This is a genomic window from Corynebacterium sp. HMSC074C03 (assembly GCF_001838285.1).
Classification (GTDB): Bacteria; Actinomycetota; Actinomycetes; order Mycobacteriales; family Mycobacteriaceae; genus Corynebacterium; species Corynebacterium amycolatum.
The window spans coordinates 59,483-81,063 of record NZ_KV836220.1; the positions used below are offsets into that span (position 1 = coordinate 59,483).

The window sequence follows — 21,581 nt, forward strand, 5'->3', positions numbered from 1 at the left end:
CCGACAGCAGAACAGCGCAACACCGACAGCAGAAAAATCACAGGCCACGGAGCGTTCACATCTGCAACTCTAGCCCCATGCTTCACAGGGGTTACATGCGCATGTAAAGTGGACTTTGTTTTTAAGTCATAAGCGTCGATAGGGCTGGTCTCGGGGAAGGGCCTGCGCTATGGGTGCTTTTGGCATTTTTCTGCAAAACCTTCCAGAAAACCCCACAAGCTGGGGTGATTTCTCCGAGAAAAATATTCTACGATAGAGCCATGTCAGAGGTGCTCTTTGTCAGTAGTTCAAACATGGGACTCTCACGCGTACTAGAAGGGCTGCTGCGGCAAGCTGCCCCAGGCCTGACAGTTTTGTCAGCAGGTATCAGCATCGATGATGATGACCGGGGTCTGGATGAAGACGCGCGGCGTGCGCTCTGTGAGGTGGGGGCACGGTGCGATGGCGATCCTCATCAACTCACGCCGTCTCTCGCAGACAGTGCGGATGTGGTCATTGTTGTGGGGAAAATCGACGTTTCGGACTACATCGCGCCAGATGTAGAGACTGAGCGCTGGGAATATGATGACCCAGCTGACCGCGGGATTTATGGTTATTCCCGCTACGCGGAATTGCGGGATTTCTTCACTCTGCGCGTCAATACGCTGGCGGAACGGTTTGCTGCCTAAATAGTCGCTGTCTTAATAAAAGGTGGGGCGCGGGAACCGTCGTAAAGTATGTGCTGAAGCTGACACACTTTTGTTTTCTGACAATAATGCCCACGTTCGTCCGGTCAGCACCTAATGTAAGTAGTTATGTCTATTGGTCCATCGCTGCGACGCACCCTGTACAAACTTGCTGAGAAAGAGATGTCCCCGGCTAAGGCAAAGTTCTTGCTGAACATTTGGCCGCCGCTGTTTGGCACCGGCATCCGTATCACCGAGATTGCGGATGACTGGTCTGAGGGACGATTGGAGCTGCGCCTAAACGCTCTGACCGCGAATATGCATGGCGCGGCATTTGGCGGTGCACTGTTTTCGATGACGGATGTGCTGTTTGGCACTCTGGTTATGCAGCGTCTGGATGTCAAGAAGTACGAGGCGTGGACGCGAACTGGGTCGTTTGAATTTATCCGGCCGGGTAAGAACGGTGCGTACCTCGAGGTAGAGGTGCCGGATGAGATGGTCGAAAAGCTTAAGGCCGAAACCGAAGGTGGCTATTCGACGGTCGTTCCATACACCTCTGTAATCCGAAACCGCGATGGTTCCCTGGTCGGTATTGGTCAGCAGGAGCTCTACGTGCGCCGTCGTGGTCGCAAGAAGCCGCCGGCCAATCCGAATCAGCAGGATCGTGTTGCCGGTGAGAACCTCATCTCTGCTGCTCGCACTCTTGCGCGGCTGGGGATGCGCGGGGTGGAAAACCGTGATGTGCTCGTCCAGCAGGAACGCACCGCACGACGCTGCATTTCGCCAGAGTCGCGTGCAGTCGCATGGCTCCACGGAGTCCTCGAGTACGGCGATGTCACTGTCGACGACTACCGAGCCGCAGGGCTTCCCGACGTCGTCATCGAGGCCCTCACCTCTGAAAACCCCTCGCCAGCCGCGCAGCAGCTGCTTGCGGATGTCGTCACCGCGCGCGAGTCGCTGACCAAGTTCTAGGTCGAAGCTCTACGCCAATAGCCGGGTGATCAGATCGATCACTTCGGGGTCTGTTTGCTGCTTCCAATGCGCAACAGACCTGCCCTCCAGCTCGGTTTCGAGCAAAACAGTTTGGCTGTCCGGCAGGAAGCTCTGCGCGGTATCGGACCACGGAATGACCAGGTTGTCATGGTGGCTGATGACATTAATCCAGTCAGGTGTGGCTGCCTTGCGCCTTCGGAGGTGTGGGGCAGTGTTGGCTGCAGGAAGTTCATATTTTCCTGCAGCTACCGCAATCTGATCGGCTAAAGCCGGTCCCATTAGCCAGCGGGCAGGAGCCCCATTCCACCAGCCCAAAATGCGGGAGATCTCAGTCAGATTTACACCGCCGACAGAGCCCGACACACTGATGACACGTCGAAACGAAAAACGCTCGCATTCATGGTTTGCAAGACGCGTAAACAGCAGGAAAGCCAGTAGCCCACCCTGCGAGTGAGCCACAATATCGACCGTGTCCGAGTTCGTTTCAGTGCAGACTCCGTTGATATAGGACTCGACTTCGGCGACAGAATCTACGAGGGCAGCAGTGCCACGGTCTCCGTAGGCCGGTACATAGACTCGGCGGCCGCAGGCACGGAGTCCGTCGGCAAGCGGTGCCCACGCGCCGGGACTATCGAGCGTGCCATGAAGTGCGATAACCGGAACGGGGTCTCTGAGGTCCCCCGACGCTGGACTCGGATTTGGTGAGGACGGATGTGCGGCTGTCGGCGGGAAAATCCGCGTTAGGAGCGGTCTATTCCGCATGCTCGATTGGGTCAAAATCCTCGCCTACCAGCTTGAATAGTGCCTCGCGAGTAAGCGCGCGGGGGCGCCAATCGTGCGCCATTTGCTCGTGCAAAACGATGGCTTGAGGGAACGTGTCCTGCACATAGAGATTGGTGACCATGCCTGTGTCACCATCATCCAAGAAACAGGACTGTGGCGGGGAAATGAGCTGGTCATACTTGGTGGCAATGCAGGTGTAAGTAACACCGGGACCGAGGATATCGTGGGAATTGGAGTTCAAAACCATCTTTGAACCCGTGAGCTGTTCCAAACCGGAAACGCCCCAATAGCTCTGAACGAAGTTGCTCATCAGCGACTTTGTGCCGGGGATCTTAGTGATACTGGAAGCGATGCCGCCCAGATTGGTGCCGTGATTGGGCGCGGCAAGGCAGACAACATGCTTGATGTACTTGGAAATGCGCAGAGAAAGCAGGGTGGCAATTAAGCCGCCTTGCGAGTGCCCCACGATAACGGCGTGCTTTGCGTCGGTGGCGTGCAGGACAGCCTTGATGTAAGGCACGAGCATGTCGATGGACTGATTGATGGGGTCTGTTGCACGGTGCCCAAAATCTGGCGCGAAGACAGCCCAGCCATCCTCCCGTAACTGACCGCCGAGGGTCTCCCAAATGCCCTTGACCTGGCCTGTTCCATGCAGGAGGATGACCGGCCACGGCCGGGATTTGGACACTTTGGCTCCCCAGTTATCTTCGAAAACACCGCGCAGCGGACGGAAGATGGCATAGGGGAGCGATGCTGATCCTTCAGCTGCAGCCGGTTTTTGCGCCTCCGGTTCCTGCGCTTCAGGGGCAGGGACTACCGGAAGTTGTTCTTCCCGAAAATCCTCGTTTGAAGCGGCGATTAGCGCACCAACTTTCCGTCTTCATCAGTCCCGAGGACCTTCCGTAGCTTAGCGGCGGCCTCATCCATGGACTCTGCGGAAGGATTGCGATCGACCGATTGGAGGTTGTAGCCGGACATGTCGTGGGCAGGGAAGATATGGATGTGGGTGTGCGGAACCTCGAAGCCGGCGATGAGGTAGCCAGCACGTGGAGCGTCAAAAGCGGAGACAACAGCCTGACCAACCTTTTGGGCAACCTCATTGAGGTGAGCCCACAGCTCAGGTGAGGCGTCTGTCCACTTGTCCACCTCTTCAATAGGGACAACCAGAGTGTGACCAGGTGCGATTGGCTCGATGGTCAAAAATGCGACGACCTTGTCATCGCGGTAGACAAAACGACCGGGGAGTTCACCGTTGATAATCTTGGTAAATACTGTGCTCATGTGCCAAGGGTAACCCGAATAGCGGATTGAGGGGTTGGGTGCGATGAGAGTTATCCGGGCTGATTAGTAAGATGATTGCTATGCGCATCCTCGTAATTGGCTCCGGTGCCCGTGAGCACGCCCTGTTGTACGCAATGAGTAAGGACCCGCAGGCTACTGATCTTCACGTAGCCCCTGGTAATGCGGGTATGAGTGAAATTGCAACCATGCATCCACTGGTCGTGGATGACCCCGCTGGCGCTGTTGCGCTGGCCAAGGAAATTGGGGCCGATTTGGTGGTTATTGGCCCGGAGGTTCCGCTGGTCGCGGGTGTGGCAGACGCGCTGCGCGACGCTGGCTTTGCAGTTTTCGGCCCGAACGCGGACGCGGCTCGGATTGAGGGGTCCAAGGCTTTCGCTAAGGACGTCATGAAGGCGGCTGGGGTAAAGACCGCCTCGGCAGAGGCCATTCAGCCGGAGGCTTCCGATGAAGACATCGAGGCCGCCATTGACCGCTTTGGCCCGAACTGGGTCGTGAAGGATGACGGTCTGGCTGCTGGCAAGGGCGTTGTGGTCACTAAGGACCGCGCTGAAGCTCTTGAACACGCAAAGGCGGTGCTGGCAGCCGGTAACCCGGTGCTGCTGGAGTCCTTCCTGGATGGCCCGGAGGTTTCCCTGTTCTGCCTGGTCGACGGCGAAACCGTCGTTCCGCTGTTGCCGGCTCAGGACCACAAGCGCGTCGGTAATAACGACGAGGGGCCGAACACCGGTGGCATGGGCGCTTACAGCCCGCTGTCCTGGCTGCCGGAAGGCGCAACTGAGCGCATCGTCACCGAGGTCTGCGAGCCGGTCGCTCGTGAAATGGCCGCTCGCGGCTGCCCGTTCCAGGGGCTGCTGTACGCGGGTCTGGCCTGGGGCGAGGACGGCCCGGCTGTCATTGAGTTCAACTGCCGTTTCGGTGACCCGGAGACCCAGGCCGTGCTGGCGCTGCTGGAGTCCCCGGTGGCGCAGCTGCTCAACGCCGCTGCTACCGGCACATTGGCGGACTTCGGTCCGCTGTCTTGGCGTGATGGGTACGCTCTGACTGTTGTACTGGCAGCTGAAGGCTACCCGGTGTCGACGCGCACGGGCGATGTCATTGAAGGTGCAGAGCCTGGTCGCGAGGCAGATGGCATTCTCCACGCAGGTACTGCCCGCAATGCTGCAGGTGAGCTGGTCTCCGCTGGTGGCCGTGTGCTCAACGTGATCGGCGTTGGTGACACGCTGGAAGAGGCTCGCGACAAGGCGTACGAGACCATCAAGACCATTAAGCTCGAGGGCTCGCACTACCGCACCGACATTGCACTACCTGCAGTTGAGGGCCGCATTTCCATTTAAATAATGCTCGAGGCGGTCAGGCTGCACTCGGATACCTCACTGGTGCACCCACCCGGACTGAACTGGATTTCCCGGGTGGCCTCGGTGGCTGCAAAGATGAAGGTATGCACGCCGAATCTCCGCAGTCGCCAAAGTCGTCGCAGTCACCGCAGCCGTTAAACCCCTCGGGGCCTCTGCAGGCATCCCAGCCCGAGCGCGATCTAGCATCCCGCCGCAGTGAAGTCGCACCCTTCCATGTGATGGATGTTCTCGCGCTCGCACAGGAGCGTCAGCGTACTCACGGTGACGCTCTATTCCTCTGTGTGGGGCAGCCCGCGACTGCGGCCCCGGCTGCCGCGATTGCCCGTGCTCGTGCTGATTTAGAAAATCAGGTTCTGGGCTACACAGCGGCCGTCGGCACGCCTGAGCTGCGCGAAACCATCGCCGCCTGGCATCGTGAAAACTATGGCACGGCCACGGAGGCTGCTGATGTTGTCATCACCACCGGTTCTTCCGGCGGTTTCGTGGTACTTTTCCTCGCAGCGCTCGACGTCGGCGACGATATTGTGCTTGCGCGCCCGGGCTATCCCGCATACCGCAATACGCTGCAGGCGCTCGGCGCCAACATTGTCGAGATTGACTGTGGTCCCGAGACCCGCTTTCAGCTCACCGCCCAGCACCTGCAGGAACTTCCGCGCGTGCCCAAGGCCGTGATCGTCACCAGTCCGGACAATCCCACTGGCACCATTATCGATGCCAACGAGCTGCGTGCCATTGCGAAGTGGTGCGAGCAGCACGATTGCCTGCTCATCTCCGACGAGATTTACCACGGCATTACCTATGGTCGACAGTGTGCGTCAGCACGCGAGTTTTCTGATGCGGCGGTCGTAGTCGGCAGTGTCAGTAAGTACTTCTCGATGACCGGCTGGCGCGTCGGCTGGCTCATCGTTCCAGAGTGGTTGCGTGCGCCTCTGGATCGTCTCGAAGCCAACCTCACTGTTTGCCCACCGGCAATTTCGCAGGAGGCGGCAGTAGAGGCGTTCAGCCCTGAATCCATCGCCGAGCTGAATTCGCATGTGACGCGCTACGCACGTAATCGCGATGTTTTGCTCGAGGGGCTGCCCCGCGTCGGTCTCGGTAATATCGCCCCGCCCGACGGCGGTTTCTATATCTATGCCAATATTGCAGGGCTTTACGACGACCCGAACTCCGTCGACTCCATGACATGGGCTCGGGAACTGTTGGCTGCAACGGGCGTGGCCGTTGCCCCTGGAATCGACTTCGACACAGAGAACGGCCATGAGTGGGTTCGCCTCTGCTTCGCCGGTGAGACTTCTGAGATGGAAGAGGCTATTCGGCGTATTGGGGTGTTCACTGGTCGTGGTTAAGCGGCCGTTAGCGACGTTTGTGATGTGATTTACCTCACCCTTTCAGGGGTGTTTTTGAGGTCGGTTGAGGTAGGGGCTCGGTGGACGAATCGCTGCTTTAAATCCTGTGTCGGTAGCCGCTTGCTGGGCTGATGTTGGGGCAGTTTTGGGAGGCAGGCGTTGGGGCTCTGTTTTCCTGACTGCTCGTTCGCTGTAAAGGCGGAAAAACTGCCTCAGATTGAGGGCTTCGTGGCTGCGGTCACATCCAGCGAGGCTAGGGATGAGTTGATAGAGGGGCGGGATGGCCTTCACGGTAGTATTTTCGGCGGTCGGAAGCTCTGTCAGTGGGCTATTTATGCTGGCAGGGGGGCTTTTTCTTTAATTGCCACTGGGTTAAGCCCCTGGGAAGCTGGTGGCTATTCGTGCGCGGGGTGACGATTGAGTACGGTATGTAACCCACATTCAACGATGGTTGCAAGCGCTTTCGGTGGGGATAGTTTATGTCTGACCAAAAGAGACTTTCGCGCCCTGTTTTTTGGCTGTGTAAAAGCGTGATTTTTGAAGCCGTTATCGGGAGCGGCGAGGCGAAGCTTGGGGTGGTGTTGAGGAGGGCTGTTTGCGGTGCCGTATCCGAGCTAAAAAGCGTCCAAAAGTTAACAAAAGGTTAACTAAAAATAAAGTTTAGTGCTTGCCAGGTCTTGTGTTGTGGTCTACGGTTGCAAGTCATAAGTTCCAATCGGTTCGATGATACATTGTTTCAACTGCGGAATCGCAAAGAATCGGTTGGAGAAGTCCAACAATAAAGATCAAAGAGATCTTAAGAGAGGTGACCTCTGATGAACGCATTCAACGAGATTATGGATACTGTGTCCCCGGTTTTCCGGGACGGCAAGGAATCTAAGCAGGATGCGCTGGCATCGCTGCTTGCCGAAGCCATCGTGGAGGCGAACCCGAACCAGGGCATCGCCGCCGACGACCGCCGCGCTGCCTAACAAGAATTAGCTTTGGTCCGATTCCTGCAAGGCAGCTAGTGGGGAAGCAATCCCTACTGGTTATCCCTACTGGTTCAGGAACTCCCGGACCTGCTCCATATCCTTATCACCGCGACCCGACAGGTTCACGAGCAACAGCAAAGGCTCATCGCCTTCGTGAACCGGCAGCCCGAGCTCGCTACCAGCGGCAGGGGTGGTTTCACGGAGCCGCGCAATCTTAATGGCCTGCGCCAGCGCATGCGAGGATTCCATCGCCGGAATAATGCCCTCCATGCGGCTGAGCAACTGGAACGCTTCCAGCGCCTCCTCGTCGGTAATTCCGACATAGCTGGCGCGGCCATTCTCCTTCAGCATGCCGTGCTCCGGGCCAACGGACGGGTAATCCAAGCCCGCCGAGATGGAGTGCGATGGCAACACCTCGCCGTCGTCGGAAAGCATGACAAATGAGCGCATGCCGTGAAGGACACCAGTCTTGCCCCCATTGATGGGCGCGCCGTGACGATCGGTGTCGAGTCCCTCACCTGCAGGCTCGACGCCAATGAGGGCGACATCGGAGTCGTCGATGTAGTTAGCAAATGCGCCAATGGCGTTGGAGCCGCCACCGACGGCTGCGATGACAGCGTCGGGAAGCTTGCCGTAACGCTCGACCATCTGACTGCGTGACTCCTCCGAGATGACCTGCTGGAATTCACGCACGATAGTGGGGAATGGGTGCGGTCCGGCGGCTGTGCCCAGCAGGTAGAAAGTGGAGTCGAGAGTCTTGCTCCACTCGACCAGTGCCTCGTCAATAGCATCCTTCAAACCGGCCTCGCCGGTGGTGACGGGAACGACCTTCGCGCCCATGAGCTCCATGCGCTCGACATTGGGGTGCTGGCGGGCGACATCGTGCGCGCCCATGTAAATCTCGCACTCAAGTCCCAGCAGCGCTGCAGCCATCGCGGTGGCCGTGCCGTGCTGGCCTGCACCCGTCTCAGCAATGAGACGGGTTTTTCCCATGCGCTTTGCCAGCAGCGCCTGGCCGACCACGTTGTTGCCCTTGTGCGCGCCGCCGTGGTTCAAGTCCTCGCGCTTGAGCACAATCGTCGTGTTCGGCGTGGATAGACGTCGGCATTCGAACAGCGGGGTTGCGCGGCCGAGGAAATCGCGGCGCAGTTCTTCCAGCTCGCGCTGGAACTCCGGATCGCTCATCGCCTCGATGTAAGCCGCTTCCAGCTCATCGAGTGCTGGCAGCAGGAACTCCGGCACTTCCTGTCCACCGAAGCGACCGAAAAATGCAGGCAAGAGGGTTTCGCGCACCTCGCCCGCGCCGTTAACGCTTGCCGACGGCACCCTGGTTGCAGTCGGTGCTGAAGCCTTGGCGATGGCATCCGCGCTGGGGTTGTAATCAGTCATTGAAGAGAGCCTTTCGTTGCTGTTGTTTATTTCAGCGGGCCCTGGTTCTCTTCGCCGAACCGATAAAAGAAAAGAGCCCGCCAGATTTATCTTCTTGCGAGCTCGTACTTGACGGGTTTGCCGTCGACATTAATGAGATGACGTGACGTTGCTCGCGGACTTAAGCGAGCCACCACCACTGTGCGCCGCACGGCGCGGGTGTGTTCATCAGGGGTGTCATCATGAATCTGACCATAACTCAAGGTTTCCGCAGTAGCCAAAGCGGGGTGGGGTGTGGGGGCGGGGATGGGGCGCGAAATGTGTACGGGATATTGCAACGGTGTCTGGGGTCGTAAAGCAGCTCCCCGCTAAGTCCCGGCATATGCAGAGGCGGAATATCAGCATTCCCCTCGACATCGCTGGCCACGAGGACTAACGTTCCGATGGTGATTACGCTGTCGCGGCACGCCACTAAATCACGTCGGGGAGTTCGTCCCACGACGTTGGTGGTGTGGTGTTATGTCGCCCTGATAACCGCTGGCACGGTTTTGTTAATGCTGCCGATTTCGGCGGCCAATAGCCATCCCACGGGGCAGTGTGCCCCGAGCCCTGGGGATATGTGTTTGCCCACGGCGCTGTCTGATGCGCTGTTCACAGCCACCTCAGCAACAAGCCTGACCGGCCTGATCACCGTAGATACGGCCACCCATTGGTCAACCTTCGGCAAGGTCGTCATCATGTTGTTGATTCAGCTGGGTGGTCTCGGGTTCATGACCTTGGCTTCACTTTTCGGCCTCTTCGTAGCAGGAAGGCTCGGCCTTAACCGCCGTGCCGGTGCCCGCGTTGAAGGCCGCGGTATGGACATGGGGGAAATCTCATGGGTTGTCCGTGCTGCTGTTAGCTTCACTCTGTTGGTGGAGTTTGTGGTCGCAGTGGCACTAACGCTGCGGTTCCACTTCGGTTATGAGTACAGCTGGGGAAGAGCTGTGTGGGAAGGCTTGTTCCATGCCATCTCCGGCTTTAACAACGCCGGCTTCGCTCTGTATACCGACAATGTCATCGGGTTCTATAGCGATGCCTGGGTGCTTTTGCCACTGGCCTTCGCCCTCATCGTGGGTGGTCTGGGTTTTCCTGTTTTGCTCGAGGCCTGGCGGCACGGCAAAGCGTGGCTCAGCGTTCGCACTCGAGGACAGCTGCCTAAGCGCTGGTCATTGACTACTCGCTTCACCATTAAAGGCACCATCCTGCTGATTGCCTTGGGCACGCTCATGGTGGCATTTGGTGAGTGGTCCAATGCCATGTCTGGATTCACCACGGGGGAGAAGATACTCAACTCATTCTTCGCTGGTGTGAGCCCGCGTACCGCGGGGTTCAACGCACTCGATTACGCAGACTTTCACCCGTCGACACTGCTGGGCACTGACTTCCTCATGTTCATTGGTGGTGGCACCGGTGGTACTGCAGGTGGCGTGAAAATCACGACGTCGGCAGTCATTCTCGCCGCCGTTCTCGCGGAGATTCGCGGTGACACCTCCGTATCCGTGGCTAGGCGGCGCCTGAACCCAAAGGTGCTGCGCCAGGCCCTCGTTGTTCTTGCATTCGGTATTGGCCAGGTGTTTCTGGCAGTAATCGCCGTCAGTTTCCTAGCGCCACAGTTTTCTACTGACCAAATCCTTTTTGAAGTAGTCAGTGCTTTCGCCACGGTGGGCCTTTCCACAGGTATAACCGCTGACCTGCCGGTGGCGGCACAGGCAATCTTCATCGTGCTGATGTTCGCCGGCCGTGTTGGCCCAATCGCCTTGGCGACGGCCTTGGCCGCCCGCCCACGCCAGCGCATCTACGAATATCCGGAAGAAAGGCCCTTCATTGGCTAACTCGAAATTCAATCCGTTTGCAGGTTTCGCGGAGCATTTCTCCAACCAGGCCAGCTCTTCGCCTGTTGTCATACTCGGCATGGGGCGTTTCGGCCAGGCACTCGGTGAGGAACTGGTTGCCGGCGGCATCGAGGTTCTCTGTGTTGATCATCGCGAAAAGGTAGTCCAGGAGCTGTCTTCGACCTTCGACCATGTGGTCACCGCCGATACCACCATGCCGGAGGTACTGAAGCAGCTCGGTGTCGATGAAGCCGAACGTGTTGTTATCGCCATCGGCAGTGACATCGAGGCATCGCTGCTAACTGCGTCCGCGCTGGTAGACATGGGCGTGCCCATGATTTGGGCAAAGGCCGACAACCAGGCCCACGCCAAAATCCTGGGCCAGATTGGTGTCCACCACGTCATTCGCCCGGAGGCCGACACCGGTCGTCGTATTGCGCACCTCATCGGCGGCAAGGTCCAGGACTTCCTGGAGTTCGACCGCGATTACGCAGTAGGCAAGGTCGCGCCGCCAATCCACTGCCTGGATAAGACGGTGGCGGAGATTAACCAGAGCGCACCGATTACGGTTGTCGCCGTACAAAAGCGCGGTCAGCGCTTCCGCCCTGCGCTTGCCGACGACCGCATTTCCGCAGGTGACCTGTTGATTGTCTCCGGCGCTATTCGGCAGTTGGAGACATTCGCCGGAGAGTAACAGGAAGCGACGGAGTCCGTGCACGCGGGGCTTCGTCGCGATGGAAATCAACAACCAACAGTGTGGAAAGGCGGGGTCCACGCCCAGCTCAACGGGCTGCACATGTGAAACTGTGCGAGTTTATGACGCTTTCAGGCCGGTAGGTTCAGGCCAATTTTGTCATAAACGCAGTCACTAACTCGCATTGGGGCGAAGTAAGGCTAAATAGCAAATGGTGCCCACCCAGCGACACGCCGAGCGGACACACTTTTGCTACTTAACCCATGAAACTCAGCGACCGCCCGCAACCACAGCGCGCAAAGCACGCGCTGCCTCTTCCGGATTTTCTGCCTCGGTCAGTGCGCGAACCACCACAATGCGCTCCGCACCAGCGGCGATAACTTCACCAGCGGTCTCGGCGTTGATACCGCCGATTGCCCACCATGGCTTGACGGGGTCACTTGCGCCGCGGTCGTGTGGGCGCACAATATCGGCCACGGAATCCTGGTGGGACTCCGCCGAACCCTGTGCGCGCACTCTCCGCACCAGTGCCGCAGCTTCATGAACCATCTCGACTCCGACGGGCTGACGGTCGGGCTTCGTCGGGGTGGCATAAACCGGACCGATTACCGCGTAATCGATGCCATCGTCGGCAAGTGAGGCGGCGAACATGTCCAAATTTCGGTTGGATCGGCCGATGAGAACCTCGGGGCCAACGATCTGGCGGGCCTGCTCGGTCGTGAGGTCTTCCTGGCCCACATGCAGAATGTCTGCGCCGGTCAGCGCGGCAATGTCGGCGCGGTCATTGACGGCGAAGAGCTTGCCGTGTTCAGCGGCGACCTCGGCGAGGATCTCCACGGCGGCAATCTCGTCGCGAGTGTCGACTTTCTTGTCGCGCAGCTGGATGATGTCGGTGCCGCCTTCGTAACAGGCGTGCAGAAATTCGCGCAGATCACCGCGGGATGCACGCGAGTCGGTGCAGAGGTACAGGCGGGCGTCGGCAAGCAGGGCGCGTCGTGTTGTGCGAGTGGCAGCTGATGAGGCGTTCATGTCCCCATGCTAGGCGAGGTTGGGGATGCGGTGTCGTGGCGGAGAGCCCAAAGTCATATGATGGGGGAGTACCACGTTCCGCGGGAGCCGTACTCGGTATCGATGAGATGCCGCTGGCTGAGAGGGCGAGTAACGCCGACCGCTTTTACCTGATGCGGGTTATGCCGCCGGAGGGAGGAATGGCAGTGAATGCTGCCGCTATGGGTGCCGCCTCGACAAGTGAGGGCGGCACAGGGAATACGTCGTCAAGCGTTGTTATCGCAGGCGCGGGCATTATCGGCTTGGCGACGGCATGGAGACTACTCCGCCAGGGATTCGATGTGACCGTCCTCGATGCCGAGCCCGTTTCCGGCGCAACCTTCGCCGCGGCTGGCATGCTGGCGCCGGTTGCCGAAGTCGTGTGGGATCAGCCGACGCTGTATCCGCTGATGGTGGAATCGGGCAAGCTCTACCGCGACTTTGCCCAGGCCATCGCCGAGGAATCGGGCCACGATGTTGGCTATATCGAGAATTCCACGTTTGTTTGTGCGGGCGATGCCGCTGACCGGCAGACACTCAGCGAGCTCGTTGAGCTGCAGCATGACATGGGCATGGAGATCAACCGCATCACCGCCACCGAGGCGCGCCGGGCAGAACCGGCACTGGGGCCGGGCTGTGTTGGTGCGGTGGATATTCCGGGAGATCACCAGGTCAATCCGCGTCTGCTCGCCGAAGCGTTGCTGACCATTCTGGGAGACCGCGTCATCCGCACCCGCGCGGAAGAGGTTATTTACGCTTCCGATGCCGACCCCCGCCAAGCCATTGGGCTGCGCGGCACGGACGGAAATGACTGCCTCGCCGATGAGGTCGTTCTGGCTGCGGGGCTGAACACCGCCGATATGGCCGGTCTGCCGGAGAATCTGAATCTGCCGCTGCGCCCGGTCTATGGAGATGTGCTGCGTCTGCGTGTACCGGAGCGCCTGCAGCCACTGGTCACTCGCACTATTCGCGGTGTGGTTCAGGGGCGTCCGGTTTATATCGTCCCGCGTGCCGACGGCACCGTCGTGCTCGGCGCAACCTCGCGTGAAGATGACCTGACCGGCGTCTCCGCCGAAGGAGTCCACCAGCTACTCCGCGACGCATACCGCCTGGTGCCCGGCATTCTCGACTGCGAAATCTACGAGATGACCGCCCGCGCCCGGCCTGGTTCCCCAGACGATGTCCCCATGATTGGTCGCGTGGCTCCAGGACTGACCGTGTCCACCGGCTACTTCCGTCACGGCATTCTGCTTACGGCCATCGGCTCCAAGCTCACGGCCGATGTCGTCGCAGGTCGGGAAACTGACAACGACCCGGCGCTTCTTTCCGCCGTCAATCCATTCCGCTTCAGCGATTAGAGGAGGCTCGCTTATGTCCACCACAACACTCAATGGCGAAGGCTACACACCGGCTGCGGGGGAGATGGTCGCAGATCTCGTCGCAAAGCACACGGGGCACGCGCTTAACGACGACGGCACTGCCGCGGACGGCACCCGCCTGGGGATTGCAGTAGCCGTGGATGGTGCGGTGATTCCGCGTGCCAAGTGGGCGACCACGCCCGTGGCAGGTGCAATCGACATCGTGACAGCAGTTCAGGGAGGCTAGAGATGACTGAGAAGTCCGCACAGGAAAATATGTCCGCACAAGCAAACGAAACCGGGGCGGCGAGCGAACTGACGCGCGAACTTACACGGGAACCGCTGCGCATTGGCGGGCTGGAATTGAACTCCCGTCTGATTATGGGAACTGGCGGTGCGACCAGTATGGATACGCTGGAGCGCGCACTGGTGGCTTCGGGCACCGAGCTGACTACGGTGGCGATGCGCCGCTTTACGCCCGGCACGAAGCAGAGCGTTTTTGAGATTTTGCAGCGCAACAATATCGCGGCGCTGCCGAATACCGCGGGGTGCTATACCGCTCGTGACTCGGTGTTGACTGCGCAGTTGGCCCGCGAGGCGCTGGAGACCAACCTGCTGAAGCTCGAGGTCATCGCCGACGAGGACACTCTGCTGCCGGATCCAGTTGAACTAGTTGCGGCAGCGGAGCAGCTGGTGGCTGACGACTTCGTCGTTTTCGCCTACACCAATGACGATCCGGCGCTGGCCAAGCGGCTGGAGGATCTGGGCTGCGCAGCGGTCATGCCGGCGGGCTCTCCGATTGGCACTGGCCTGGGAATTCTCAACCCACACAACATCGAGCTGATTGTTGACCGCGCGAATGTGCCCATCATCCTGGACGCGGGCATCGGCACCGCCTCCGAGGCAGCGCAGGCAATGGAGCTGGGCTGCGATGCAGTGCTGCTGGCATCCGCTGTGACGCGTGCACATGATCCGGTGGGCATGGCCACGGCGATGCGTTTCGGCGTTGAGGCGGGTCTGACTGCCCGTGAGTCCGGTCGCATTCCACGCCGCCGACTGGCTCAGGCGAGCTCGTCGTTTGAGGGAATCATCACCGAGCGCGTCAGCGGCGCACGCGAGCAGGATTCCCTGTAATGGCTGAGCAGGGTGTCAATCTATCGGATCGCGACCTTCGCCGGTACGCGCGGCATCTGACACTGCCGGGCTTTGGCGCCGAGGGGCAGCGAACTTTGCGAGCTTCCCGCGTCCTCGTTATCGGCGCTGGTGGCCTGGGATCGCCCGCGTTGTTGTACCTGGCCGGTGCAGGGGTCGGACACATCACCATTATTGACGATGACGTAGTCGACGAGTCCAACTTGCAGCGCCAGGTCATTCACCGCGAGTCTGACATTGGTCGCCCGAAGGCCGAATCCGCCGCGGATGCTGTGCGGCGCCTCGACTCCGAGGCATCGGTGACCGCAATTGTCGACAGGTTGAGCGTCGACAATGCCGAGAAGCTCTTTGCCACTCACGATGTAGTGCTCGACGGCGCGGACAATTTCGCCACCCGCTATCTGTCTTCCGATGCTGCGGAGCTGACCGGAACCCCGCTGGTCTGGGCCACAATCCTGCAGTTCGCAGGGCAGCTGTCCGTCTTCTGGCCAGGCCACGGACCCATGCTTCGCGATCTCTACCCCGACATCCCCGACCCCGGCTCCGTGCCGTCGTGCGCCGCAGGTGGGGTCCTCGGCGCAATGGTCGGTCAGATTGGTTCCATGATGGTCGTCGAAGCAATCAAGGTGCTCACCGGTGTCGGCAAGGTCGCCGTCGGCAAGCTCGTGCTTATCGACGCCCTGGAGGCAACCACCCGCACACTGTCCTTTGCAGCCGACCCGGAGCGCGAACCCGTTTCCGACCTGACCGAAATTGCGCAGGTGTGCGCAGCATCGTGGTCCGAGGATGAAGAGGACCCGGCGCAGAGCGTGCGCAGCATCGGTCCCAACATGGCGCACGAGCTTCTTGCCAGGGGAGTGCCTCTCATCGATGTACGTGAACCCGATGAGCACGCGGAGGTCGCCATTGCCGGATCGGTGCTTGTGCCACTCGGCGATATTCGCAGCCGTGGGTGGGCTGCTGTGAATGAGGCACTTGCGCAGGCTGACGGTGTCGCAACTGGGGCAGAGGGAGTTCTCATTCACTGCCACTCGGGGGCCCGCTCGCAACAGGCGATTGAGCTGCTGGCCAGCGATACCGAGGCTGATGGTGCCACGCCGGAGCTCATCAACTTGGACGGGGGCATTGTGGCCTGGCAGGCGGCGGGGCAGGAGACCGTCGTGAAGCGTGGCGGAACGCACTAATTAGTAGCTGCCGCCACGCTCTGTTGAACAGCTTGCCTACGCCTGCGGCTTCAGCGTTGTCGACCACAATTCGGTGCCGCGGGTGGTGAGCAGACGGACAGTCATCTCGCGTGAGTCGCCGTCGATATCGACTTCGCCGAAGTGTTGGAAATCCTGTGTGGGGTCGGCGTTGGCATTGTCCTTACCCGGTGCGTGGACGTACTCCACCTTCGGCCCGAAGGTCGAATCCATTTCGTTGGGGCCGAAAGCGCCCGCGTGGAGAGGACCGGAGACGAATTCCCAGAAGGGTGCGAAGTCGGTGAACTGTGCGCGCTCCGGGCTGTAGTGGTGAGCCGCGGTGTAGTGAACATCGGCGGTGAGCCAAACGATATTTGAAACATCCTTAATGGCGCTGAGCAGACGGGCGATTTCACGTTCACGTCCTGCAGGCGCACCGGAGGCACCATTGGATACGCTTTCTTGGTCACCATCGTCGCCGTCGGGGACGATGATTCCAAGCGGTAGGTCATTAGCAACAATCTTCCACGTCGCGCGGGAGTCCTTGAGGGAGTCGATTAACCAGTTTGTCTGCTTTTCGCCAAGGATTGGTTCTTCGGTTGTTGAGCGCGGATTATTGGAAGTGTTTTCTCCCTTGTAGCTGCGCATATCCAGGATGAAGATGTCTAGCAGAGGTCCGTAGGAAACCTTGCGGTAGACGCGCCCATCCACTGTCATTTGCTGGTCAATCGGCTGCCACTCATGGAAAGCCTGGTAGGCGCGCTTGGCCAGGGTGTTGACATCGCGCTCGGTATAGCGATCATCATCGAGGACTTCGTTGGGATACCAGTTGTTGACTGTTTCGTGGTCATCCCACTGGACCAGCTGCGGAACCTGCGCATTGAAGGCCAAGTAGTTCTTGTCCATGAGGTTGTAGGAGTACTGGCCACGGTACTCTTCGAGAGTTTCAGCAACCTTGGATTTGGCTGGAGTGACATGGTTGCGCCACACAGTGCCGTCGGAAAGCGTGACAGATTCATCCAGCGGACCGTCGGCATAGCAGGTGTCGCCTGAGTGAATGAATAGGTCTGGATTGCGCTCCAGCATGGTGGAGAAGCCGGTGTAGCCACCGATTTCGTCGTTAATTCCCCAACCCTGACCTGCGACATCGCCGGACCAGTGCAATCGGATGTTGGATGCGCGGTTGGGGGCAGTACGGAAGGTGCCAATAACGGGATCAGAGCAAACTCCAGTATCTGCCTCTTCCAACGTGACGCGGTAAAAGGTTTCCTGTCCCGGCTCGAGACCGACGACACGTAGACGTCCGGTGCCGTCGGTGCCCGGAGTTAACAGAGAGTTGCTGAGGAATACCTTGGCATTCTGGAAGCTCTCAGTTGCAGCAGTTTCAACCATCATGCGGGCGGGGCGGTCTGAGCGAGCCCAAATTAATGCGCCGTCGCCGCGGATATCGCCACTCGCAACGCCGTGGGTGAGCTGTGGCCGAGAACGCAATAACCCTGGGGAGGCCAGTGACGGCGAACCCGGTGTAACTGAAGCGGCAGCTCCAGAGGCATGAGCGAGCGTGACTGAAGTAGCAAGTGCGGTGGATGCGCCTAAACGTAGAGCGCTGCGACGGGAAAGCTGCATGGAGTCGAACGATAGGTTTTCCACTTTGACGTTCAGTTAAACCAGCGTGAACTCGAAGGAAAAAGTCTCAATTACAGCACAAAGGCTTGGATATTGAGAATGGCTGGGTTTCTTTTTGTAACGTAGATAACCGACTTGGGAGGAATGTGTCTTCCGAGCTGTCTTTTAAAGACAGACAATCTAGAAGTGAAAGGCGCTGACCCCGACAATGGGATCTACACAAACGCCACAAGTAAACACGCAAGAAAAGAAGTCGGGTGGTTTTCTCAAGAACCTGCCGACCGATCCGTTGATCTTCACGACAGCGATGGGTTTCATTGTCCTCTTTGTGGCAGTGACCGTTGTGCTGGGGGATACCGCTCGGGATGCCTACTCGGCTGCTTCCGAATGGGTTACATCTAACCTGGGCTGGCTGTTCATCGGTGGTGTCTCGGTAAGCTTTATCTTCCTCATTGGCCTGTTCGTGTCTCGCTACGGACGCATTCAGCTTGGCGATGACGACGAAGAGCCCGAATACACCATCGCCGAGTGGTTCGGCATGCTCTTCGCTGGTGGTACTGGCTCCATGCTGATGTTCTGGGGTGTGGCCGAACCGCTTAATCACGCCTACAACCCGCCGTTCGGTCAAGATCCGATGACCCGCGAAGCTCAAAACACTGCGATGGCATTTACCATCTACCACCTGGGTATTCACATGTGGGTCATCATGGCGCTGCCGGGGCTCGCGCTGGGGTACTTCATTTACAAGCGTCACCTGCCGCCGCGCGTCTCCTCCATCTTTGCGCCGCTGCTCGGTGCCCGCATCTACTCATGGCCGGGCAAGCTTATCGACGCCGTCGCCATCATCGGTACGGTTGTCGGTATCGCGGTATCGGTGGGCATGGGTGCGCTGCAGATTAACTCCGGTGCTGCTCGTGTAATCGGTACTCCGGAAAACTCGATGGTGCAACTCATTCTGATTGCCATCATTATTGTGATTGCCTCGATTTCTGTGGCTCGCGGACTGGACAAGGGCATTAAGGTGTTGTCCAATGCCAATATTTGGGCCGCCATGGGATTGATGGTCTTCGTGCTGCTGATGGGCCCGACTTTGACGCTGCTGCGCCAGACCGTCGATACGGCGGGTGTCTACTTGGATGCGCTGCCGCGCGTCATGTTCTGGACTGACTCCTACGACGTCAACCCGAATTGGAAGCAGGGTGCCTGGACGGTCTTCTACTGGGCCTGGACAATCTGCTGGTCGCCATTTGTGGGCATGTTCATCGCGCGTATTTCCCGTGGACGTACAGTCCGCCAGTTCATTGCCGGTGTGATTGCACTGCCGACAATCGTGTCGATTCTGTGGTTCTCCATCTTCGGTCGTGCAGGTTTTGAACTGGAAAACGAGCAGCCAGGAATTCTGACTGAACCAGTTGTCGAAGGCGGAGACCCCTCACCGGCACTCTTTATTCTGTTGGAGCAGTACCCGCTGACAACGCTTGTCAGCGTGTTTGCACTCTTTGTGATCATGATCTTCTTCGTCACCTCCATCGACTCGGCTTCGATGGTCATGGACATGATGTCCACCGGTGAGGAAAACAAGGCTCCGACCTTCTACCGAGTCCTGTGGGGCATCATGATTGGTGCTGTGGCAGCTTCTCTGCTGCTGATTTCTGGTGAAACTGCACTGGAAGCGCTGCAATCCGCGGTGATTGTCATTGGTGTGCCGTTCTTCTTCCTCCACTTCATCATGATGTACTCCCTGGTCAAGGGCATGAGCGATGACCATATGGCCGTGCGCAAGCCGGTCACGCGACAGTGGAGCAAGACCGACACTCCGGAGAAGCTGGAGAAGCACGAAGCAGCGCCCGCGCCGGGCTACGACGAAGAGGGCAACGAACTCCCGCGCTTTGAATACACCCACGATGAAGACGGACGTTTGGTTATTCAGTCCGATGTGGTCGTTGAAGGTGAGTTTGAGTCTGGCGAAAAGTCGGAATCGGAGGGGCCAGAGGAGTCGGGGACCAAGTCTGAGTCGTAGGAGAGTGCGGTCGCAGTAGTGCCCGGCACTTGTGGCCACGCTATTCACCTATCGATGCACTGGAGCCTGTCCATCAGTGAGTAGCTCATCGATAGGAGCGAAGCAAAGCCAACGAAGAAAACGCCGCCCGGCGGAAACCAAAAGTAGTTTCCGTGGGCGGCGTCGCTGTATTCGTCGTAAAGCGAATGCGGCGTAAAGCCGTGATCAGCTTTACTCGTGGGTGCCTCGGAGGTCCTTGTAGTCCTCGTCGTGCCAATCCACGTTGGCCTGGTCCTTGGTGGTGACACCGACGTCGGGCTGTTGCGGGACCTTCGCAATGATGTTGCGGCGGGCACGACCGGCGCGGAGCTGGCTTTCGATGCGTTCGGCAAGGTTGGCCAGACCGAAGTTGATAGCAATCAGAATGATCGCCACGACGACCAGCGCTGGGATCATGGCGCCGTAGTACTCGCCAAGCTGGCGACCAGAGCGGACAACCTCGACGTAGCCAATCATGTAACCCAGCGCGGAGTCCTTCAGCGCAATGACCATCTGCGAGATAATCGCCGGCAACATGGCGGCGACTGCCTGCGGCAGCAAAATGGTGACCATCGTCTGGCGGTGGGAAAGACCCAGCGCAATCGCGGCTTCTCGCTGGCCCTTTGGCAGCGACTCGATGCCGGAGCGCAGTGTCTCGCCAATCACAGATCCGTTGTACATGGTCAAACCGAACACAACAGCCGCAAAGCCGAGGTAGTTCGACGGGAACAGCTGCCAGATGGCGAACACCGAGTAGGCAAACAGCATGAGCACCAGCACCGGGATGGCGCGGAAAAACTCGACAATCACCGAGCACAGCCAGCGCACCGGCGCGACCGGGCTCAGCCTGCCGACGCCCAGGAGAGCGCCAATAACCAGTGCCAACACAATAGAGACGACAGCCGCGATAATAGTGCTGACCAGACCGGGCAGAATGTATGTGGTCCAGGTTGTGGATTCGAGGAAGAACGACCACTTATTGGCCTCGAACTGGCCCTTGTTGGCCAGGGTTATTCCCATCCACGCCAGGAGCGCAACCGCGATGGCGGCCACGATCCAGGTGAGAATTCGGTTGAAGCGCTGAGCCTTGGGGCCCGGCGCGTCATAAAGAACTGTTGCGCGAGTAGCCATTAGCGCTTCACCGCCCATCGCTTGCCAGCCCAGCCGAAGAACAGACCGGTCGGCAGAGTCAGAATAATAAAACCGACAGCGATGATGCCGAAGATAATCAGGATATCGCTGGCGTAGTTTTCGGTCATGGTCTTCATCAGCAGCGACGCTTCAGCCACACCGATGACCGAAGCAATCGTGGTGTTCTTCGTCAGTGCAATCAGGGTATTGCCGAGCGGCACGATAGCGCCGCGGAATGCCTGCGGGAAGATGATGTAGCGGAAGCTCTGGCCGAAGCTTAGCCCCAGGGAGCGGGCGGCTTCGGCCTGCCCGAATGGCACAGTATTAATACCGGCGCGCAGGGACTCCGCGACGAAGCACGAGGTGTAGGCAACAAAAGCCAGCACCGCGAGGCGGAAGTTCTGCTTGACAATGAAGGAGTCATTCTCCGCAGCCAGCAGCAGGCCCAAGTTGTAGTAGAGGCCCATCGAGGCCAACAGGACAATCAACGTCAGCGGCGTATTGCGGACGATGTTGATGTACCAGGTCGACAGGGTACGCAGGATTCCCACGGGGCTCACACGCATAGCGGTGAGGAGCGTGCCAAAGATCAGGGAACCAATTGCCGAGGCAATCGTCAGTTTGATGGTCACCCAGAAAGCCGGAAGTAGTTCCGGCCCCATTTCACTCCATAGTTCTGGATTCATTGTCTGCT

20 protein-coding genes and 1 riboswitch are annotated in these 21,581 nt (G+C 59.0%); of the genes, 12 read left to right on the forward strand and 8 right to left on the reverse strand.

Translation table 11 applies throughout. From position 1 onward, the window contains the following. Positions 1-293 precede the first annotated feature (293 nt). Both HMPREF2847_RS06390 and HMPREF2847_RS06395 read left to right on the forward strand, forming a co-directional pair. Positions 294-668, forward strand: a complete 375-nt coding sequence (locus tag HMPREF2847_RS06390; RefSeq protein WP_016421434.1) for a hypothetical protein — start codon at positions 294-296, stop codon at positions 666-668. A gap of 126 nt (positions 669-794) precedes the next feature. Then, positions 795-1,637: a PaaI family thioesterase gene (locus tag HMPREF2847_RS06395; RefSeq protein WP_070851876.1), complete on the forward strand. Its 843-nt coding sequence runs from the start codon at positions 795-797 to the stop codon at positions 1,635-1,637. A gap of 9 nt (positions 1,638-1,646) precedes the next feature. Here the strand turns inward: HMPREF2847_RS06395 and HMPREF2847_RS06400 are convergent, their stop codons facing one another. The 3 genes from HMPREF2847_RS06400 to HMPREF2847_RS06410 all read right to left on the reverse strand — a co-directional run bounded on the left by HMPREF2847_RS06400 (position 1,647) and on the right by HMPREF2847_RS06410 (position 3,722). Further along, positions 1,647-2,420, reverse strand: coding sequence for an alpha/beta hydrolase (locus HMPREF2847_RS06400; RefSeq protein ID WP_070851877.1), 774 nt, complete (start codon positions 2,418-2,420; stop codon positions 1,647-1,649). After that, positions 2,410-3,129, reverse strand: a complete 720-nt coding sequence (locus tag HMPREF2847_RS06405) for an esterase/lipase family protein (RefSeq protein WP_049172143.1) — start codon at positions 3,127-3,129, stop codon at positions 2,410-2,412. Before HMPREF2847_RS06405 ends, HMPREF2847_RS06400 begins: the two co-directional genes overlap by 11 nt. Positions 3,130-3,299: 170 nt before the next feature. Then, a complete protein-coding gene (locus tag HMPREF2847_RS06410; RefSeq protein WP_070851878.1) occupies positions 3,300-3,722 on the reverse strand; it encodes an HIT family protein in 423 nt (140 codons plus the stop codon). A gap of 80 nt (positions 3,723-3,802) precedes the next feature. On the opposite strand from HMPREF2847_RS06410, the gene purD reads away from it, so the two are divergent. The 3 genes from purD to HMPREF2847_RS11590 all read left to right on the forward strand — a co-directional run bounded on the left by purD (position 3,803) and on the right by HMPREF2847_RS11590 (position 7,415). Continuing rightward, positions 3,803-5,077, forward strand: a complete 1,275-nt coding sequence (purD, locus tag HMPREF2847_RS06415) for a phosphoribosylamine--glycine ligase (protein ID WP_070549876.1) — start codon at positions 3,803-3,805, stop codon at positions 5,075-5,077. A 239-nt stretch (positions 5,078-5,316) separates the two neighbouring features. Next, positions 5,317-6,444 (forward strand): aminotransferase class I/II-fold pyridoxal phosphate-dependent enzyme, encoded by a 1,128-nt coding sequence (locus HMPREF2847_RS06420; protein WP_070851879.1) that lies wholly within the window; start codon positions 5,317-5,319, stop codon positions 6,442-6,444. Positions 6,445-7,259: 815 nt separating this feature from the next. Continuing rightward, positions 7,260-7,415, forward strand: coding sequence for a hypothetical protein (locus tag HMPREF2847_RS11590; RefSeq protein ID WP_168168367.1), 156 nt, complete (start codon positions 7,260-7,262; stop codon positions 7,413-7,415). Between the two features lie 66 nt (positions 7,416-7,481). Here HMPREF2847_RS11590 and trpB read toward each other — a convergent pair whose 3' ends face one another. Then, the gene (gene trpB, locus HMPREF2847_RS06425) at positions 7,482-8,807 is read right to left on the reverse strand and encodes a tryptophan synthase subunit beta (RefSeq protein ID WP_070851880.1); all 1,326 of its coding nucleotides are present in this window, start codon (positions 8,805-8,807) and stop codon (positions 7,482-7,484) included. 422 nt (positions 8,808-9,229) lie between these two features. Between trpB and HMPREF2847_RS06430 the strand changes: the two genes are divergently transcribed. Together HMPREF2847_RS06430 and HMPREF2847_RS06435 are read left to right on the forward strand one after the other, a co-directional pair. Beyond that, complete coding sequence (locus tag HMPREF2847_RS06430) at positions 9,230-10,660, forward strand: TrkH family potassium uptake protein (RefSeq protein WP_070851881.1); 1,431 nt, start codon at positions 9,230-9,232, stop codon at positions 10,658-10,660. Then, positions 10,653-11,354 (forward strand): potassium channel family protein, encoded by a 702-nt coding sequence (locus HMPREF2847_RS06435; RefSeq protein WP_070833248.1) that lies wholly within the window; start codon positions 10,653-10,655, stop codon positions 11,352-11,354. Before HMPREF2847_RS06430 ends, HMPREF2847_RS06435 begins: the two co-directional genes overlap by 8 nt. A gap of 270 nt (positions 11,355-11,624) precedes the next feature. Here the strand turns inward: HMPREF2847_RS06435 and HMPREF2847_RS06440 are convergent, their stop codons facing one another. Then, complete coding sequence (locus HMPREF2847_RS06440) at positions 11,625-12,383, reverse strand: thiamine phosphate synthase (RefSeq protein WP_070851882.1); 759 nt, start codon at positions 12,381-12,383, stop codon at positions 11,625-11,627. A gap of 70 nt (positions 12,384-12,453) precedes the next feature. Continuing rightward, a riboswitch (TPP riboswitch) is annotated at positions 12,454-12,576 on the forward strand. 7 nt (positions 12,577-12,583) lie between these two features. Between HMPREF2847_RS06440 and thiO the strand changes: the two genes are divergently transcribed. From thiO to HMPREF2847_RS06460, 4 genes are read left to right on the forward strand one after another with little or no spacing between them, the layout of a single operon-like run. Next, positions 12,584-13,759, forward strand: coding sequence for a glycine oxidase ThiO (thiO, locus tag HMPREF2847_RS06445; protein WP_070851905.1), 1,176 nt, complete (start codon positions 12,584-12,586; stop codon positions 13,757-13,759). 13 nt (positions 13,760-13,772) lie between these two features. Then, positions 13,773-14,006 carry a sulfur carrier protein ThiS gene (gene thiS, locus HMPREF2847_RS06450; protein ID WP_038626535.1) on the forward strand — a complete coding sequence of 78 codons (234 nt, stop codon included), beginning with the start codon at positions 13,773-13,775 and terminating at the stop codon, positions 14,004-14,006. A gap of 2 nt (positions 14,007-14,008) precedes the next feature. Beyond that, complete coding sequence (locus HMPREF2847_RS06455) at positions 14,009-14,893, forward strand: thiazole synthase (RefSeq protein ID WP_210401622.1); 885 nt, start codon at positions 14,009-14,011, stop codon at positions 14,891-14,893. Then, entirely contained in the window at positions 14,893-16,095 is a 1,203-nt protein-coding gene (locus tag HMPREF2847_RS06460) for a ThiF family adenylyltransferase (protein WP_070851883.1), read from the forward strand. Before HMPREF2847_RS06455 ends, HMPREF2847_RS06460 begins: the two co-directional genes overlap by 1 nt. A gap of 36 nt (positions 16,096-16,131) precedes the next feature. On the opposite strand, the gene HMPREF2847_RS06465 is transcribed toward HMPREF2847_RS06460, so the two are convergent. After that, on the reverse strand, positions 16,132-17,718 hold the full coding sequence (locus HMPREF2847_RS06465) for an alkaline phosphatase D family protein (RefSeq protein WP_070851884.1): 1,587 nt from the start codon (positions 17,716-17,718) through the stop codon (positions 16,132-16,134). A 208-nt stretch (positions 17,719-17,926) separates the two neighbouring features. Here HMPREF2847_RS06465 and HMPREF2847_RS06470 point away from each other — a divergent pair, with 208 nt between their 5' ends. After that, positions 17,927-19,738 carry a BCCT family transporter gene (locus HMPREF2847_RS06470; protein WP_070851885.1) on the forward strand — a complete coding sequence of 604 codons (1,812 nt, stop codon included), beginning with the start codon at positions 17,927-17,929 and terminating at the stop codon, positions 19,736-19,738. Between the two features lie 210 nt (positions 19,739-19,948). On the opposite strand, the gene HMPREF2847_RS06475 is transcribed toward HMPREF2847_RS06470, so the two are convergent. After that, positions 19,949-20,887, reverse strand: a complete 939-nt coding sequence (locus tag HMPREF2847_RS06475) for an amino acid ABC transporter permease (RefSeq protein WP_070851907.1) — start codon at positions 20,885-20,887, stop codon at positions 19,949-19,951. Beyond that, on the reverse strand, positions 20,887-21,573 hold the full coding sequence (locus HMPREF2847_RS06480) for an amino acid ABC transporter permease (RefSeq protein ID WP_048733083.1): 687 nt from the start codon (positions 21,571-21,573) through the stop codon (positions 20,887-20,889). The genes HMPREF2847_RS06475 and HMPREF2847_RS06480 overlap by 1 nt, the downstream gene beginning before the upstream one ends. Positions 21,574-21,581: the final 8 nt, after the last annotated feature.